Source organism: Rhodococcus sp. 06-462-5, assembly GCF_002258315.1.
Lineage (GTDB): Bacteria > Actinomycetota > Actinomycetes > Mycobacteriales > Mycobacteriaceae > Rhodococcoides.
The window spans coordinates 1-16054 of sequence record NZ_NOYD01000013.1 but is presented as its reverse complement, the minus strand read 5'-3'; the positions used below and the strand labels follow the sequence as shown (position 1 = coordinate 16054).

At 65.1% G+C, this 16054-nt stretch carries 14 protein-coding genes; 12 read left to right on the top strand and 2 right to left on the bottom strand.

Going from position 1 to position 16054, the window contains the following annotated elements; all coding sequences use genetic code 11:
* The first annotated feature begins 26 nt into the window (after positions 1 to 26).
* The 10 genes from argC (at position 27) to CH251_RS07355 (ending at position 11990) form a co-directional block, all read left to right on the top strand.
* Positions 27 to 1082 (top strand): N-acetyl-gamma-glutamyl-phosphate reductase, encoded by a 1056-nt coding sequence (gene argC, locus CH251_RS07400; RefSeq protein WP_094612585.1) that lies wholly within the window; start codon positions 27 to 29, stop codon positions 1080 to 1082.
* Entirely contained in the window at positions 1079 to 2317 is a 1239-nt protein-coding gene (gene argJ / locus CH251_RS07395; RefSeq protein ID WP_094612584.1) for a bifunctional glutamate N-acetyltransferase/amino-acid acetyltransferase ArgJ, read from the top strand. Before argC ends, argJ begins: the two co-directional genes overlap by 4 nt.
* Positions 2314 to 3228, top strand: coding sequence for an acetylglutamate kinase (argB, locus tag CH251_RS07390; RefSeq protein ID WP_094612583.1), 915 nt, complete (start codon positions 2314 to 2316; stop codon positions 3226 to 3228). Before argJ ends, argB begins: the two co-directional genes overlap by 4 nt.
* The gene (locus tag CH251_RS07385) at positions 3225 to 4430 is read left to right on the top strand and encodes an acetylornithine transaminase (RefSeq protein ID WP_094612582.1); all 1206 of its coding nucleotides are present in this window, start codon (positions 3225 to 3227) and stop codon (positions 4428 to 4430) included. Before argB ends, CH251_RS07385 begins: the two co-directional genes overlap by 4 nt.
* Positions 4427 to 5362, top strand: coding sequence for an ornithine carbamoyltransferase (argF, locus tag CH251_RS07380; protein ID WP_094612581.1), 936 nt, complete (start codon positions 4427 to 4429; stop codon positions 5360 to 5362). The genes CH251_RS07385 and argF overlap by 4 nt, the downstream gene beginning before the upstream one ends.
* Positions 5359 to 5874 carry an arginine repressor gene (locus tag CH251_RS07375; RefSeq protein WP_037192611.1) on the top strand — a complete coding sequence of 172 codons (516 nt, stop codon included), beginning with the start codon at positions 5359 to 5361 and terminating at the stop codon, positions 5872 to 5874. The genes argF and CH251_RS07375 overlap by 4 nt, the downstream gene beginning before the upstream one ends.
* A 51-nt stretch (positions 5875 to 5925) precedes the next feature.
* Entirely contained in the window at positions 5926 to 7125 is a 1200-nt protein-coding gene (locus CH251_RS07370) for an argininosuccinate synthase (RefSeq protein ID WP_094612580.1), read from the top strand.
* Positions 7122 to 8570 carry an argininosuccinate lyase gene (argH, locus tag CH251_RS07365; protein ID WP_094612579.1) on the top strand — a complete coding sequence of 483 codons (1449 nt, stop codon included), beginning with the start codon at positions 7122 to 7124 and terminating at the stop codon, positions 8568 to 8570. Before CH251_RS07370 ends, argH begins: the two co-directional genes overlap by 4 nt.
* Before the next feature lie 108 nt (positions 8571 to 8678).
* Positions 8679 to 11696: an AMP-binding protein gene (locus CH251_RS07360; protein ID WP_094612578.1), complete on the top strand. Its 3018-nt coding sequence runs from the start codon at positions 8679 to 8681 to the stop codon at positions 11694 to 11696.
* An 87-nt stretch (positions 11697 to 11783) separates the two neighbouring features.
* On the top strand, positions 11784 to 11990 hold the full coding sequence (locus CH251_RS07355; protein WP_094612577.1) for a Trm112 family protein: 207 nt from the start codon (positions 11784 to 11786) through the stop codon (positions 11988 to 11990).
* A 28-nt stretch (positions 11991 to 12018) separates the two neighbouring features.
* On the opposite strand, the gene CH251_RS07350 is transcribed toward CH251_RS07355, so the two are convergent.
* Both CH251_RS07350 and CH251_RS07345 read right to left on the bottom strand, forming a co-directional pair.
* A complete protein-coding gene (locus tag CH251_RS07350; RefSeq protein ID WP_094612576.1) occupies positions 12019 to 12774 on the bottom strand; it encodes an ABC transporter permease in 756 nt (251 codons plus the stop codon).
* A complete protein-coding gene (locus tag CH251_RS07345) occupies positions 12771 to 13502 on the bottom strand; it encodes an ABC transporter ATP-binding protein (protein WP_094612575.1) in 732 nt (243 codons plus the stop codon). The genes CH251_RS07350 and CH251_RS07345 overlap by 4 nt, the downstream gene beginning before the upstream one ends.
* 80 nt (positions 13503 to 13582) lie before the next feature.
* Here CH251_RS07345 and CH251_RS07340 point away from each other — a divergent pair, with 80 nt between their 5' ends.
* Positions 13583 to 14227: a DNA-3-methyladenine glycosylase gene (locus CH251_RS07340; RefSeq protein WP_094612574.1), complete on the top strand. Its 645-nt coding sequence runs from the start codon at positions 13583 to 13585 to the stop codon at positions 14225 to 14227.
* A 38-nt stretch (positions 14228 to 14265) separates the two neighbouring features.
* Entirely contained in the window at positions 14266 to 15540 is a 1275-nt protein-coding gene (gene tyrS, locus CH251_RS07335) for a tyrosine--tRNA ligase (protein ID WP_094612573.1), read from the top strand.
* Positions 15541 to 16054 lie beyond the last annotated feature (514 nt).

Here is a 16054-nt window from a genome sequence, read left to right as displayed (position 1 = left end):
TTGCATGATGCTGCATAATAAACCGCATGACTATTTCGGAGGCGACGCGGAAGCGCATCGCGGTGGCGGGCGCAAGCGGATACGCCGGCGGTGAGATTCTCAGGCTGCTGCTCGGGCACCCGGGAGTACGCGACGGTTCGTTGGTCATCGGCTCTCTGACCGCGGGCGGCAATGCCGGTGCGACGCTGGGTGAATTCCATCCACATCTGTTGCCGCTCGCAGATCGCGTTCTGGCCCCGACCACCGTCGACGAACTCGCTGGGCACGACGTCGTGTTCCTGGGGCTGCCGCACGGCAAGTCCGCCGAACTCGCGCTACAGCTGCCCGAGTCCGTGGTGATCATCGATTGCGGTGCCGACTTCCGCCTCACCGACGGGGCGGCCTGGGAGAAGTACTACAAGAGTCCTCATGCGGGTAGTTGGCCGTACGGATTGCCGGAGTTGCCGGGCTGTCGTGAGCGTCTGGTCGGTGCCACTCGCATCGCGGTTCCCGGGTGCTACCCGACGGTGTCCTCTCTCGCGCTCGCACCTGCCGTCGCCGCAGGCATCATCGAGCCCCGCGTCAATATCGTTGCCGTGAGCGGTAGTTCGGGTGCCGGCCGCGCTCCGAAGGCCGATCTTCTCGGTTCGGAGGTGATGGGTTCGGTTCGGGCGTACGCCGTTGCGGGCGCGCACCGCCACACTCCCGAGATCGTGCAGAACCTCTCGGCCGTCGCCGGTAGCCCAGTGGCGGTGTCCTTCACTCCGGTTCTCGCGCCGATGCCGCGCGGGATCCTGGCCACCTGCACCGCTATCACCACTGCCACGCAGGCACAGGCCGTCGAGGTCTACGAAAAGGCCTACGCCGCAGAGCCGTTCGTGCACGTACTTCCGGCCGGACGACTTCCGCAGACCGGTGCGGTCATCGGATCGAACGCCGTGCAGATGAGCGTGTCGGTCGATGCAGACGCCGGCTTGCTCGTCGTGATCGCGGCCATCGACAACCTGGCCAAGGGCACGGCAGGAGCCGCCGTCCAATCCATGAATCTTGCACTGGGAATCACCGAGACCGAGGGTCTCTCTACCGTAGGAGTAGCACCATGAGCAGCGTCGGGAGCCAGGCGGAGGCCGTCGGTACGGTTGCGGGCAAGCTCGTGCGAACACAGGGTGTCACCGCTCCCGCGGGTTTCCGCGCCGCCGGTATTCCGGCCGGTATCAAGGCAAGTGGCAAATCCGATCTGGCCTTGGTATTCAACGAGGGCCCCGATTTCGCTGCGGCGGGTGTGTTCACCCGCAACAAGGTCAAGGCAGCGCCCGTGTTGTGGTCGCAGCAGGTGCTCTCCACCGGACGGCTGCGTGCGGTGATTCTCAATTCCGGTGGTGCCAACGCCTGCACGGGTGCGCCGGGCTTTCAGGATTCGCATCGCACGGCCGAGGAAGTGGCGTCGGCACTGAGCAATTGGGGTTCGGAGACCGGGGCGATCGAGGTTGCCGTGTGCTCGACGGGTCTCATCGGTGACCGGCTCCCGATGGACAAGCTGCTGCCCGGCGTGACCGAGGTGGTGCACGAACTCGCAGGTGGCATTTCCGGTGGTACCGATGCCGCGTACGCGATCATGACCACCGACACCGTGCCCAAACAGGCGGCTGTTCATCATGCCGACAAATGGAACGTCGGCGGCATGGCCAAGGGGGCAGGCATGCTGGCACCGTCGTTGGCCACCATGCTCAGCGTCATCACCACCGATGCCGTCGCCACCGCAGACCAGTTGGACAAGGCACTGCGCGCGGCGACCCGGTTGTCCTACGACCGGCTCGACGTCGACGGCGCGTCCTCGACCAACGACACGGTGCTGTTGCTCTCCTCCGGGGCCAGCGGAGTGGCACCGTCGCAGGAAGAACTCGACGCCGCGGTTCTGGCGGTGTGCGACGACCTGGCCGACCAGATGATGGCCGACGCCGAGGGCGTCACCAAGCGGGTGCGGATCACCGTCTCGGGTGCGATGAACGAGGACGACGCCCTGATCGGTGCGCGCGCGGTCGCCAGGGACTCTCTGACCAAGACGGCCCTGTTCGGTTCCGATCCCAACTGGGGTCGGGTGCTCGCAGCGATCGGCATCGCCCCGATCGAGCTCGATCCCGATCGAATTGCCGTGTCGTTCAACGGAAACCCGGTCTGCATCGACGGCGTCGGTGCGCCCGGCGCTCGCGAGGTCGATCTGTCCGGTGTCGACATCGCGGTGACCATCGATCTCGGTCTCGGCTCCGGCTCGGCCACCATTCGAACCACCGACCTCTCGCACGCGTACGTCGAAGAGAATTCGGCGTACTCGTCATGACCTCGGCCGCATTGGATTTGACGGCCGCGCAGAAGGCCTTCACCCTCGCTGAGGCATTGCCCTGGCTGCAGCGATTCTCGGGCAAGGTCGTCGTCGTGAAGTACGGCGGAAACGCCATGATCGACGACGATCTGAAGCGGGCATTCGCGGCCGACATGGTATTTCTGCGCACCGTCGGAATTCATCCGGTCGTCGTGCACGGCGGCGGGCCGCAGATCTCGGCCATGCTGACCAGGCTCGGCCTGACGGGTGAATTTCGCGGTGGTTTCCGCGTCACTACGCCCGAGGTCATGGACGTCGCGCGGATGGTGCTGTTCGGGCAGGTCGGTCGTGAGCTCGTCGGTCTGATCAACGGGCACGGTCCGTATGCCGTCGGAATCTCCGGTGAGGATGCGCACCTGTTCACCGCGACGCGTCGTACCGTGCTGGTCGACGGCACCGAAACCGACATCGGCCTCGTCGGCGACGTCACGTCGGTGAACCCCGCAGCGGTCTTCGATCTCATTGGAGCAGGACGCATTCCGGTGGTGTCCACCATCGCTCCCGACCGCGACGGCGTCGTACACAACATCAACGCCGACACTGCGGCCGCGGCGCTTGCCAGTGCCATCGGTGCCGAGAAGATGGTGGTGCTCACCGACGTCGAAGGCCTGTACACGGATTGGCCCGATCGCAGCTCGTTGACCTCCGAGATCGACGCGTCCACGCTCGAGGCGTTGCTGCCCTCGCTCGACGCCGGGATGGTGCCGAAGATGGAAGCGTGCCTGCGTGCGGTTCGTGCGGGTGTTCCGTCGGCGCATGTCATCGACGGTCGCGTCGAACATTCCGTTCTGGTCGAGCTGTTCACCGGTGAGGGGATCGGCACCATGGTCACCCCCGATCATTCTTCTACGTCAGGAGTCACGCCATGACCGGCACCGAGTCCACCCTCGATCTGCAACAGCGGTGGTCGAATTCGTTGATGGACAATTACGGTGTTCCGCGCGTGGCGCTCGTGCGCGGCGAGGGTGCGGTGGTGACGGACGCCGACGGAAAGCAGTATCTGGACCTACTCGCGGGGATCGCCGTGAACATCCTCGGACATGGCCATCCGGCGGTGATCGAGGCGGTCACCACTCAGCTGTCCACTCTCGGGCACACCTCGAATCTCTATGCGACAGAACCCGGTATTGCGCTGGCCGAGCAATTGCTCGCGCACCTCGGTGCCGGGGCCACCGGCCGGGTGTTCCTGTGCAACTCTGGAACCGAGGCCAACGAGGCGGCCTTCAAGATTGCTCGCCTCACCGGCCGCCCCAACATCGTGGCCGCCGAGAAGTCCTTTCACGGACGGACGATGGGTGCTCTCGCACTGACCGGTCAGCCGGACAAGCGGATCCCGTTCGAGCCGATGCCTGCAGGCGTGCACCATGTTCCGTACGGCGATGTCGCCGCGCTGGAAGCCGTCGTCGATTCCGACACCGCCGCAGTGTTTCTCGAACCGATCATGGGCGAGGGCGGTGTGGTGGTTCCGCCCGAGGGATACCTCCTCGCTGCGCGTGAGATCACCGCGAAACACGGTGCACTGCTGGTCCTCGACGAGGTGCAGACCGGTATCGGCCGAACGGGATGGTTCTACGCCCACCAGTCGGTCGGCATCGTGCCCGACGTGATCACGCTCGCCAAGGGTCTGGGCGGTGGCCTGCCCATCGGTGCATGCATCGGCATCGGAGCGGCGGGGGAGTTGCTGCATCCGGGCAAGCACGGCACCACGTTCGGTGGTAATCCCGTATGCGCTGCGGCGGCTCTGGCCGTCCTGCGCACCCTTGCCGACGAGGATCTCATCTCGCACGCGGACAGCATCGGCAAGACCATCGCGCACTCCATCGAGAGTCTCGATCACCCTCTGGTGAGCCATGTTCGGGGTTCGGGTCTCCTTCTCGGCGTGGTCCTCACCGCAGCCGTCGCACCGGCGGCCGAAGCGGCGGCACGCGAGGCAGGCTTCCTCCTCAATGCGGCACAGCCCGACGTGCTCCGGCTCGCACCACCGTTGATCATCACCGAAGAGCAAGCCGCGTCGTTCGTGACGGCGTTACCGGCAATTCTCGACGCAGCACAGGAGGCTCACCAGCCATGACCGTTCAGCATTTCCTCCGGGACGACGACATCACGCCGCGGCAGCAGGGTGAAATCCTCGCTCTGGCAGCAGAGCTCAAGCGTGCACCGTTCTCGAAGCGTCCGCTCGAAGGCCCCAAGGGAATCGGGGTCATCTTCGAGAAGAACTCGACGCGTACTCGTTTCTCGTTCGAGATGGGCATCGCTCAGTTGGGTGGTCATGCCGTCGTCGTGACAGGTCGCGACACCCAGCTCGGTCGCGAGGAGACGCTGCAGGACACCGGTCGAGTTCTCTCGCGCTATGTCGAGGCGGTCGTGTGGCGCACGTTCGGGCAGAAGCGGCTCGAGCAGATGGCCACCGGTGCAACGATTCCGATCGTCAACGCCCTCTCCAACGAGTTCCACCCCTGCCAGGTTCTGGCGGATCTGCAGACCCTGATCGAGCACAAGGGAAATCTGGAGGGCCGCACCTTGGCCTACTTCGGTGACGGTGCCAACAACATGGCGCACTCGCTGCTCATCGGCGGAGTGACGGCCGGGCTGAACGTGCGGATCGCCTCGCCCAAGGATTTTGCGCCGCTCGGCTACGTTCTCGACGCGGCACATGCGCGCGCCGAGGAAACCGGAGCCACCATCACCATCACCGAGGATCCGGTCGAGGCCGCCACCGGTGCCGATGCGCTCGTCACCGACACCTGGACGTCGATGGGCCAGGAGAACGACGGTCTCGATCGCGTTGCTCCGTTCCGGCCGTATCGCATCGATTCCGATCTGCTCTCGAAGGCACAGTCGGACGCCGTCGTGTTGCACTGCCTGCCCGCACATCGCGGCGAGGAGATCACCGACGAGGTGCTCGACGGTCCCCAGAGCGTGGTCTGGGACGAGGCCGAGAACCGCCTGCACGCGCAGAAAGCGCTGCTGGTGTGGCTCCTCGAACAGGCCCGACGACCATGAGCGAGGACGTCACTGCGGTGCCGTTGACCGCGTCGACCCGCGCGGGCAGGCAGGCACGGATCATCGCGTTGCTGGCCACGCACCAGGTGCGCAGTCAACCGCAGCTGGCGTCGTTGCTCGCGGCCGAGGGGATCGACACCACTCAGGCCACGCTCTCGCGGGACCTGGAGGAACTGGGTGCGGTGAAACTGCGCGCGCCGGACGGTGGAGTGGGGGTGTACGTCGTGCCAGAGGACGGCAGCCCGGTCCGGGGAGTGTCCGGCGGTACCGACCGGCTCCTGAAGTTGCTGGGGGAGTTGTTGGTGTCCACCGATCACAGCGGGAACCAGGCCGTCCTCCGAACGCCACCCGGCGCGGCGCACTACCTGGCCAGCGCTCTCGATCGTGCTGCGATGCCAGAGATCGTCGGGACCATCGCCGGTGACGACACGATTCTGTTGATCGCCCGCGAGCCACACACCGGTGGCGAGGTCGCGGACAAGATCGAAAAGCTTGCTCGACGCGGTAACTGAGATCCGGTTATCCATCATGCGCACCAAGAACAACGAAGGAGCTTGAACACCATGGCCGAACGCGTCATCCTCGCCTACTCCGGCGGACTCGACACCTCCGTCGCCATCAGCTGGATCGGGAGGGAGACCGGCAAGGAGGTCGTCGCCGTCGCCATCGATCTGGGGCAGGGCGGCGAGGACATGGACGTCGTGCGTCAGCGCGCACTCGATTGCGGCGCAGTCGAATCCGTCGTCGTCGATGCCAGGGACGAGTTCGCCGACGAGTACTGCTTGCCGACGGTGCAGTCCAACGCGCTGTACATGGATCGGTACCCGCTCGTGTCGGCCATCAGCCGTCCGTTGATCGTCAAGCACCTCGTGGAGAACGCACGGGCGCACGGTGGAACCGTTGTCGCACACGGATGCACGGGTAAGGGCAACGACCAGGTTCGGTTCGAGGTCGGCTTCAACACCCTCGCCCCCGAGCTCGAGGTGTTGGCGCCGGTTCGCGATTACGCGTGGACGCGCGAGAAGGCGATCAAGTTCGCCGAGGAGAACGACATCCCGATCAACGTGACCACCAAGTCGCCGTTCTCGATCGACCAGAACGTCTGGGGGCGCGCGGTGGAGACCGGCTTCCTCGAGGACCTGTGGAATGCGCCGACCAAGGATGTCTACGACTACACCGAGGATCCGACGGTCAACTTCCAGGCTCCGGACGAGCTCGTCGTCTCGTTCGACAAGGGTCGTCCCGTCGCGATCGACGGCCGGCCGGTCTCGGTCCTCGAAGCGATTCAGGAGCTCAACACTCGCGCGGGCGCGCAGGGTGTCGGCCGTTTGGACGTGGTCGAGGATCGGCTCGTCGGCATCAAGAGTCGTGAGATCTACGAGGCACCCGGCGCCATGGTGCTCATCCGCGCCCACGAGGAGCTCGAGCACGTCACCCTCGAGCGCGAACTCGGTCGCTACAAGCGCCACACCGACCAGAAGTGGGCGGAGTTGGTGTACGACGGCCTGTGGTACTCCCCGCTCAAGGGCGCTCTCGACACGTTCGTGCAGCACACGCAGGAGCACGTCTCCGGCGACATCCGCCTGGTCCTGCACGCGGGCGGGATCATCGTCAACGGACGCCGCAGTGGCGAGTCGCTGTACGACTTCAATCTCGCCACCTACGACGAGGGCGACACCTTCGACCAGTCCGCGGCCAAGGGATTCGTTCAGCTGCACGGACTCTCGTCGAAGATCGCCGCGAAGCGGGACCTGGGCCTGTGACGAATTCGGAGACCTCGCACGGAACCAACGAAGGTTCGCTCTGGGGCGGCAGGTTCGCATCGGGACCGGCCGCCGCCATGGCAGCGCTGAGCAAGTCGACGCACTTCGACTGGGTGCTCGCGCCCTACGACATCCGCGCATCCATGGCGCACGCCCGGGTGCTGAACGGTGCCGGACTGCTGACCCCGCAGGACCTCGAGACCATGCTCGACGGCTTGCAGCGCCTCGCCGACGATGTCGCCTCCGGTGCATTCGTGGCGGCCGAGTCCGACGAGGACGTGCACGGCGCTCTCGAACGTGGCTTGATCGATCGCGTCGGTCCCGAGGTCGGTGGCCGGCTGCGCGCGGGCCGGTCTCGAAACGACCAGGTGGCCACGCTGTTCCGCATGTGGCTGCGCGACGCGGTCCGTCGGGTGTCGGTGGGCGTTCTGGATGTGGTCGACGCGTTGGCCACCCAGGCAGCGGCGCATCCGACGGCCGTCATGCCGGGCAAGACGCATTCGCAGGCCGCGCAGCCGGTGTTGCTGGCGCATCATCTGCTCGCCCACACCCACCCGTTGCTGCGTGATGTGCAGCGCTTCGCAGACTTCGACACACGAGCGGCGGTGTCGCCCTACGGTTCCGGTGCTCTCGCCGGTTCGTCGTTGGGTCTGAGTCCGGAGAAGATCGCAGCCGAGCTCGGGTTCGACTCGTCCGCCGAGAACTCGATCGACGCCACATCGTCGCGCGACTTCGCGGCAGAGGCGGCGTTCGTGTTGGCGATGACGGCTGTCGATCTGTCTCGGTTCGCCGAGGAGGTCGTTTCGTGGAGCACCCCCGAGTACGGCTACGTGACGTTGGCCGACGCGTGGTCCACGGGCAGTTCGATCATGCCGCAGAAGAAGAATCCCGATGTCGCAGAGCTGACCCGGGGAAAGACCGGCCGATTGATCGGAAACCTGACCGGCCTGCTCGCCACACTCAAGGCGCAACCGTTGGCCTACAACCGTGACCTCCAGGAAGACAAGGAGCCGGTGTTCGATTCGGTCGCGCAGCTCGAGCTGTTGCTGCCTGCACTCACGGGATTGACGGCAACGCTCGAATTCCACACCGAGCGCATGGCCGAGCTGGCACCGGCCGGGTTCACGCTCGCCACCGACATCGCCGAGTGGATGGTGCGGCAGGGGATTGCGTTCCGCGTTGCTCACGAGGCCGCGGGTGCCTGTGTCCGGGCGGCCGAGGCGCGAGGCGTCGGGCTGGCGGATCTGACCGACGACGAACTCTCCGCGATCGATCCGTCCCTCACGCCTGCCGTTCGTGAGGTGCTCACGGTGGAGGGTTCCATCTCGTCGCGTGACGCTCGCGGTGGCACTGCCGCGGTGCAGGTGGCGAACCAGCTCGGGGGCGTGCGGGCCACGGCGTCGACGCTGCGTACGTGGGCCGAGGAACCGGTGTTGCGGCACTGAGTGCGCAATCGATATCCGTGCCGGTTTCCTCGAGTGTGATGTGAGAAGCTTTCGTCACGCGAAGACCGATGCCGGTGTTCCGTCGGGGCCGAACGCAGGAGTGTATTTGTGGGACTGAATGCAGACGCCGTACGCGGCCCACTGCGCCGTGCCATCGCCACGGCGCAGAACGGTCTCGAGGTCATCCGTCTCGGTGGTCTGGAGACCGAGGTGGACCCGTCACCGTTTCGGGTGATGGACCGCGAGCCCATGTATCGGCTTCGTCGTTACTTCCCCGACGATGTGCCTGCGGACAGTCCTCCGGTGGTGCTCATTCCGCCGATGATGGTCTCCGCGGACGTCTACGACGTGACGACCGACCAAGGCGCGGCCGGAATCCTGCACGGCATGGGGCTGGATCCGTGGGTCGTCGATTTCGGCTCGCCGGATACCGAGGAAGGCGGGTGGGGCCGCACGCTCGCCGATCACGTCGTGGCGATCAGCGAGGTCGTAGACAAGGTGCACGAGCACACCGGTCGCGATGTGCACCTGGGTGGCTACTCTCAGGGCGGAATGTTCTGCTACCAGGCGGCGGCCTACCGAGGCGGCCGAAATCTGGCCAGTCTCATCACTTTCGGGGCACCGGTCGACACACTCGCCGGTTTGCCTCTCGGGATCCCCGCCGGAGTGGCGACGCGAGGTGCGGAGTTCCTGGCCGACCATGTGTTCACCCGGCTCGCTGTGTCCGGATGGATGGCACGGACGGGATTCCAGCTCCTCGATCCGGCGAAGACCGTGCGGTCGCGCTTGGATTTTCTACGCCAGTTGCACGACCGTGAGGCGCTGTTGCCGCGCGAGCCGCAGCGACGCTTTCTGGCGATGGACGGATGGGTGGCGTGGTCCGGCCCGGCCGTGGCGGAGTTGCTGAAGCAGTTCGTCGTGCACAACCGCATGATGACCGGCGGGTTCGTCATCAAGGACAGGCTGTTGACTCTGGCCGAACTCACGGTGCCGGTGTTGGCCTTCGTCGGCGAGGTGGACGACATCGGGCAACCGTTGGCCGTGCGCGGCATCCAGCGTGCTGCCCCGCGTGCACAGGTGTTCGAAACCACCTTGCGCGCAGGCCATTTCGGCTTGGTTGTCGGCAGTACCGCGGCCGCACAGACGTGGCCGACAACGGGAAACTGGATTCGGTGGCGTGAGGATCTCGGACCGAAGCCCGAGGCGGTCCGCGTCATGGAACGCGAGGATCACGGCGACAGCGACAGTGGTGTGTCGATCACCAATCGGCTGATCCACACCGCTGCCTCCATCGCCGAAGTCGGCGTCGGCGTCGGCCGCGGGCTTGCGTCGGCTGCGACCGGCGCGGTGCGCGGCACCCGCGAAATCTCTACCGAGGCCGTGCGCACGTTGCCGAGGCTCGCCCGCCTCGGGCAGATGCAGCCGCACAGTCGAGTCTCGTTGGGCCGCTTGATCGCCGAACAGGGACGTAAGTCTCCGAACGGCGAATGCTTCCTGTTCGACGACCGAGTGCACACCTACGATGCCGTCAACGTCCGCATCGACAATGTGGTGCGCGGTCTGATCAGTGTCGGGGTGCGGCCTGCGTCGCGCATCGGAGTGTTGATGGAGACTCGCCCCAGCGCGCTGGCCGCCATGGCGGCGCTCTCGCGGATCGGGGCAGTGCCGGTTCTGCTGCAGCCGGGCAGCGACCTGACCGCAGCCCTGAGGGCCGTCGATGTCGACACCGTGATCGCAGATCCGGAAAACGTCGCAGCAGCAGTGAAGGTGACATCCAACGTCCTGGTGCTCGGCGGCGGAGACACGCGGCAGCTGGACATCCCGTCCGGGTACGAGGTCACGGACCTCGAGGCCATCGATCCCGACGGTGTGCGTCTGCCCCAGTGGTACGAGCCCGATCCGGGTCGCGCTCGCGAACTCGCCATGGTCCTGTTCACGACCACCGATCGCGGTCTCGAGCCTCGATACATCACCAACCACCGCTGGGCGTTGTCCGCTTTCGGTACTGCCACCACTGCCGCTCTCGGTCCCGGCGATACCGTGTATTGCCTTGCACCGCTGCATCATTCGGCAGGAATCCTCGTCACGATCGGCGGCGCGCTCGCGGGCGGATCGCGGATCGCACTCTCGCGTGGTCTCGAGCCCGAGAGGTTCAGCGAAGAGGTCTACCGCTATGGCGTCACTGTCGTGAGCTACACCTGGACGATGATGCGCCAGATCCTCGACGACGGCCGATTCCCCGTCGACTCCGGGCATCCGGTACGGCTGTTCATCGGTTCCGGTATGCCGGTGGGGCTGTGGCGACGCACTCTTGCAAGATTCAGCCCGGCTCGGGTACTCGAGTTCTACGCCTCCACCGAGAACGACGTGATTCTGGCCAACGTCGCAGGCTCGAAGATCGGATCCAAGGGCCGCCCGCTGCCCGGTAGCGCACGGGTTGCGTTGGCGGCCTACGACCCGATCACCGGGCGTCTCGAAGAGGACGACGAGGGCTTCGTCCGACAGTGCCGCGACGACGAGATCGGCCTACTCCTCGGCCGACCGAGCGGAGACGGCGAAGCGACCAGTCACGTCATGCGGGGAGTATTCGAACCTGCGGACGCGTGGATCCCCACCGAGAACCTTTTCCGTCGCGATTCCGACGGCGACTACTGGCTCGTCGACCGCAAGGACACCGTCGTGCGATCGGCCTGCGGGCCGGTGTACACCCAACCGATCGTCGACGCGGTGGGTGACCTGGACCAGGTCGATTCGGCTGTGGTGTACGGAGTGCGGGTGACGTCCGATCGGCCACGATCGGTGCGCGTCGAGGCATCGGCCACCGAGGTGGCCGTCTGCGCCATATCGCTGCAACCGGAAGCGGTGATCACCGCTCGTGCATTGACGGACACTCTCGGCGTGCTGCTCCCGGCGGAGCGTCCGGCAATCGTGCACGTGGTGCCCGAAATTCCGGTGGGTCGTGCGTACCGACCGACCGCGACGGCGTTGAAGCAGGTCGGCATCCCGACGCCGAGTGCGCGTTCGTGGTACTACGACTCCGAGTCGAACAGCTACCGTCGGATGACGAAAGCTGTTGTGGCCGAGCGGTTCGTCGGACGAGAAGCGGCCACCGAACAGTCGTCGTAGCAATGACTCCGTGCAGAACGGAACGCGTTCGGTAGCGTAAGCGAGTACACCACTTCCGGTTCGACCGGATCAGAACGAAGGACACCCGTGGCAATCGATTCGACACTGCTTTCCATTCTCGCGTGCCCAGTGGACAAGGGCCCGCTGCTGTTGATCGAAGGGGAATTGCTCTACAACCCGCGACTGCGGCGTGCGTATCCCATCGAGAACGGAATTCCGGTGTTGCTCGCCGACGACGCCCGCGAGGTCGACGACGCCGAGCACGAATCGATCCTGTCTCGCGCCACGTCCTAGAACTTTCGTCGACTACTGGGTTCGTCGGCTACTGGGTTCGTCGACGCAATGTCGCGGCGGCGCCGCTCAGCGCAGCGACGGTGAACGCCGTGACCACGACGATGTCGGTCCACATGCGCCCGGTGACTCCGGGGTACCGGGATATCTCCTGGAGCGCGTCGACCAAGTAGCTCAGCGGCAGAACATTGCTGATCGTGCCGAGCCAATCCGGCATCTGGTCACGCGGCACCAGGAGTCCGCACAGAAACAGCTGTGGAATCACGACGACCGGCATGAACTGAACGGCTTGAAACTCTGTGCGAGCGAATGCGCTGCACAGCAGTCCGATGGCGACGCCGAGCATCGCTCCCAGGACTGCGATCACCAGAACCCAACCGACCGACCCCTCGATGTCGAGCCCGAGAAATCCGAACGCGACGGTGCACGCAAGTAGCGCCTGTGCGATCGCGGCGAGCGAGAAGGCGGACCCGTAGCTCGCGAGCAGGTCCAGTTTGGCCATCGGAGTGGTCAGCAGGCGTTCGAGCGTTCCTGAGGTGCGTTCGCGCTGCATCGAGATCGACGTGATCAGGAACATGACGACGAACGGCAGAATGCCGAGCATCGTGATCGCGATCCGATCGAACAACGACTGCTGATTCGGCGGGGTCGGCACGTCTCGGTACAGGTAGTACAGCAACACCATCAGCAGGGACGGAACGAGCAGAACCATGGCGACCGATCGATGGTCGGCTCTGAGCTGTCGCAGGATGCGACGCGTGCCGGCCGCGTAGATCCGCGCGTTCACGATGTCTGTTCCGTGGATCTGATGAGGGACAGGAATGCGCGATCGAGGGTCGTTTCGTTCGTGCGCGCGAGCAGCGCATCCGGGCTCGATTGGGCCAGTATCGTGCCGTCGCGCATGAGAACGAGACGGCCGCAGTGCTCGGCCTCTTCCATCACATGGCTCGAGACCAGCACCGTTGTACCGCGTGCAGCGATATCGGCGAAACGCGACCACAGCTCCGAGCGCAACACGGGATCCAAGCCGACGGTCGGTTCGTCGAGGACGATCAGCTCGGGTTCGGCAACCAGCGCGCTGGCCAGGGAGACCCTCCCCAGCTGGCCACCCGAGAGTTCGCCCGCCCGTGACGACGCGTTGTCGGCCAGTCCGACCGAAGCGATGGCGGATGCGACGTCCGCGCGCCCGCGACCGTACAGCGACCCGAAGTACTGCACGTTTTCGCGAACGGTGAGATCTCTGTAGACGCTCGGTGCCTGGGTCACGTACCCGACTGTGCGGCGCAACGGAGCCGAGCCGGCCGGAGATCCGAGAACTGTCACCGTTCCGCTGTTCACGATCTGAGTGCCGACGATCGCACGCATCAGAGTCGTCTTGCCGCAGCCCGACGGACCGAGAAGTCCCGTGATGGCACCAAGAGGGATTGTCAGGGACAGGTTTCGCAGCACCGTTCGCTTACCGCGGCCAACCGTCAGCCCCGTGATCTCGACGGCGTGCTCACCGGTGAACGCCATGTCGGCCTCCAGACTCGTCGGACGTTGAAGTCATAGCCCCGTCGGCGCTCGGTGGTCAAGGGCGAAGCATCATGGGAGGGATGAATGTCGCTGACTTGGAGATCGGGGAGCCCGACGACGTTGCCCGACGCATCCTCGGTGGAACCGTCACCGTGGGCGACGTGTCCGTGCGCATCGTGGAAGTCGAGGCCTACGGTGGCCCGCTCGATGGTCCGTGGCCCGATCCGGCTGCGCATTCCTTTCGAGGGCCGACCGCTCGCAACGAGGTGATGTTCGGTCCTGCGGGGCGTCTGTACGTCTACCTGAGCTATGGAATGCATCTGTGCGTGAACGTGAGCTGTGGCCCGGACGGCACGGCCGCTGCCGTATTGCTTCGAGCGGGTGAAGTGGTGGCGGGCCACGACGTCGTCGAGAGCAGGCGCGCCGGCCGCGGTCCGCGATCGGCACGAGTCGAGGCCGGTTGGGCCCGCGGGCCGGGCAATCTCGGTCGAGCCCTGGGCGTGTCACTGGTAGACAACGGAACGGACGTGTTCGACGCGTCGTCGGCCGTCACCCTCGAACTTCTCGGGCGCCCGCTGCACGAGAAGGCAGTTGCCTCCGGCCCACGGGTAGGGGTGAGCGCGGCGGCCGATCGTCCGTGGCGCTTCTGGGTGCCCGGTTCACCGGCGGTATCGAGCTACAAGCGCAGTCCCCGCGCCGCCGCTCCTGGTGGCTCGGAGGCCTGACCGACGCCTGGATGCGTCCATGCAGGAGAATCGACGTCGTGAGTGAGAACATCATCGACGAAATGACCTGGCGTGGACTGATCGCGCAGTCCACCGATGTGGACGCGCTGAAGAAGGCCACATCCGAGGGCCCGATCACGCTGTACTCCGGTTTCGATCCGACAGGTCCCTCGCTGCACGCAGGACATCTCGTGCCGTTGCTGGCACTCAAGCGTTTTCAGCGAGCAGGCCACCGCCCGATCATTCTCGCCGGCGGTGCCACAGGACTCATCGGTGACCCGCGCGACGTGGGGGAGCGGACCATGAATTCCCGCGAGGTCGTGACCGAGTGGGCGTCACGAATCCGTGGCCAACTCGAACGGTTCGTGGATCTGGACGAGAGCCCGACGGGCGCAGTGGTGGTGAACAACCTGTCCTGGACAGGAGAGCTGTCCGCGATCGATTTTCTGCGCGACATCGGCAAGCACTTCTCGATCAACGTCATGCTTGCTCGCGAGACGGTGAAGAACAGGCTCGAAAGCGACGGAATGTCGTACACCGAGTTCAGCTACATGTTGCTGCAGGCGAACGACTACGTGCAGCTTCGCCGGCAGTACGGCTGCAGCCTCCAGATCGGTGGCTCCGATCAGTGGGGAAACATCATCGCCGGGGTGGAACTGAACCGGCGCCAGGACGCAGAGTCTGTCCACGCCATGACGGTTCCCCTGGTCACCTCCGCCGATGGGAAGAAGTTCGGCAAATCCACCGGAGGCGGCAGCCTGTGGCTCGACCCGGAGATGACAAGCCCGTACGCCTGGTACCAGTACTTCGTGAATACCGGTGACGCGGACGTGGTGAAGTACCTGCGCTGGTTCACCTTCCTGTCCAAGGACGAGTTGGCAGAACTCGAGTCGGCGACCACCGAGCGTCCGCACGCGCGCGAAGCGCAGAAGCGCCTGGCCGCCGAGATGACCACCCTTGTCCACGGCGAAGCGGCGACGCGGTCGGTCGAACTCGCCAGCCAGGCGCTCTTCGGGCGGGCCGAACTGACGGAACTCGACGAGAAAACGCTCGCCGCCGCGCTACAGGAAGCGTCTGTGGCGGACATCGAAGCGGGTGCGCCGAACACCATCGTCGATCTGCTCGTCGCCACGGGATTGAGTGAGAGCAAGGGCGCTGCCCGACGCGCGGTCAAGGAGGGCGGCGCATCGGTCAACAACGTCAAGATTTCGGACGAAGAGTGGACGCCCGGTGCGGACGATCTGCTGCACGGCCGGTGGTTGGTGGTCCGACGCGGGAAGCGGAACTTCGCCGGCGCGCGAATCGCCGGCTAGCTTTCCGTTGTTGCCAGTGGCCGGAGTCACATCCATGTAATTTGGTTACGAGGCCCGTCAGTTGGGTAAGTGACCGGTTGCGACCAGGCTGTTCACGCGAATCACGCGTGAACGACCTGGGGATTTGACGCGTTGTTATCCGGAGCGTAACTTTGTCCAGGTCAGAGCGACACGGACGCCAGCCCAGACCGCAAGGCCTGAGCAACGCGGAGTTCGCTTTCGACACAATGAAGGTAGATGAGCCGCAAGGTTCGACTCCTTCGTGGATGTGAAGCCAGTTTGACTGTGCTCGATCATCTGATCTAAGCTGGAACGGTTGCCCCGGACACCCACGAGCTTCAGCTCGGCGGTGAATGGTGTGTGCGTGTTCTTTGAGAACTCAACAGTGTGTCGATGAATGTCAGTGCCGAAATTATTTGTTTTGGTGAAAGCATTCGATGTATCAGCCATCCGCTTGTGGTGGTTGTTGTCGGGTGTTGTTTGAAATGCTAGTTGAGTTTTTCTGCTAGTGATT

Excerpts from the sequence above, each read along its gene's own strand:
- argC (WP_094612585.1), top strand. The coding sequence starts at position 27 with ATGACTATTTCGGAGGCGACGCGGAAGCGCATCGCGGTGGCGGGCGCA.
- argJ (WP_094612584.1), top strand. The coding sequence starts at position 1,079 with ATGAGCAGCGTCGGGAGCCAGGCGGAGGCCGTCGGTACGGTTGCGGGC.
- argB (WP_094612583.1), top strand. The coding sequence starts at position 2,314 with ATGACCTCGGCCGCATTGGATTTGACGGCCGCGCAGAAGGCCTTCACC.
- CH251_RS07385 (WP_094612582.1), top strand. The coding sequence starts at position 3,225 with ATGACCGGCACCGAGTCCACCCTCGATCTGCAACAGCGGTGGTCGAAT.
- argF (WP_094612581.1), top strand. The coding sequence starts at position 4,427 with ATGACCGTTCAGCATTTCCTCCGGGACGACGACATCACGCCGCGGCAG.
- CH251_RS07375 (WP_037192611.1), top strand. The coding sequence starts at position 5,359 with ATGAGCGAGGACGTCACTGCGGTGCCGTTGACCGCGTCGACCCGCGCG.
- CH251_RS07370 (WP_094612580.1), top strand. The coding sequence starts at position 5,926 with ATGGCCGAACGCGTCATCCTCGCCTACTCCGGCGGACTCGACACCTCC.
- CH251_RS07345 (WP_094612575.1), bottom strand. The coding sequence starts at position 13,502 with ATGGCGTTCACCGGTGAGCACGCCGTCGAGATCACGGGGCTGACGGTT.
- CH251_RS07340 (WP_094612574.1), top strand. The coding sequence starts at position 13,583 with ATGAATGTCGCTGACTTGGAGATCGGGGAGCCCGACGACGTTGCCCGA.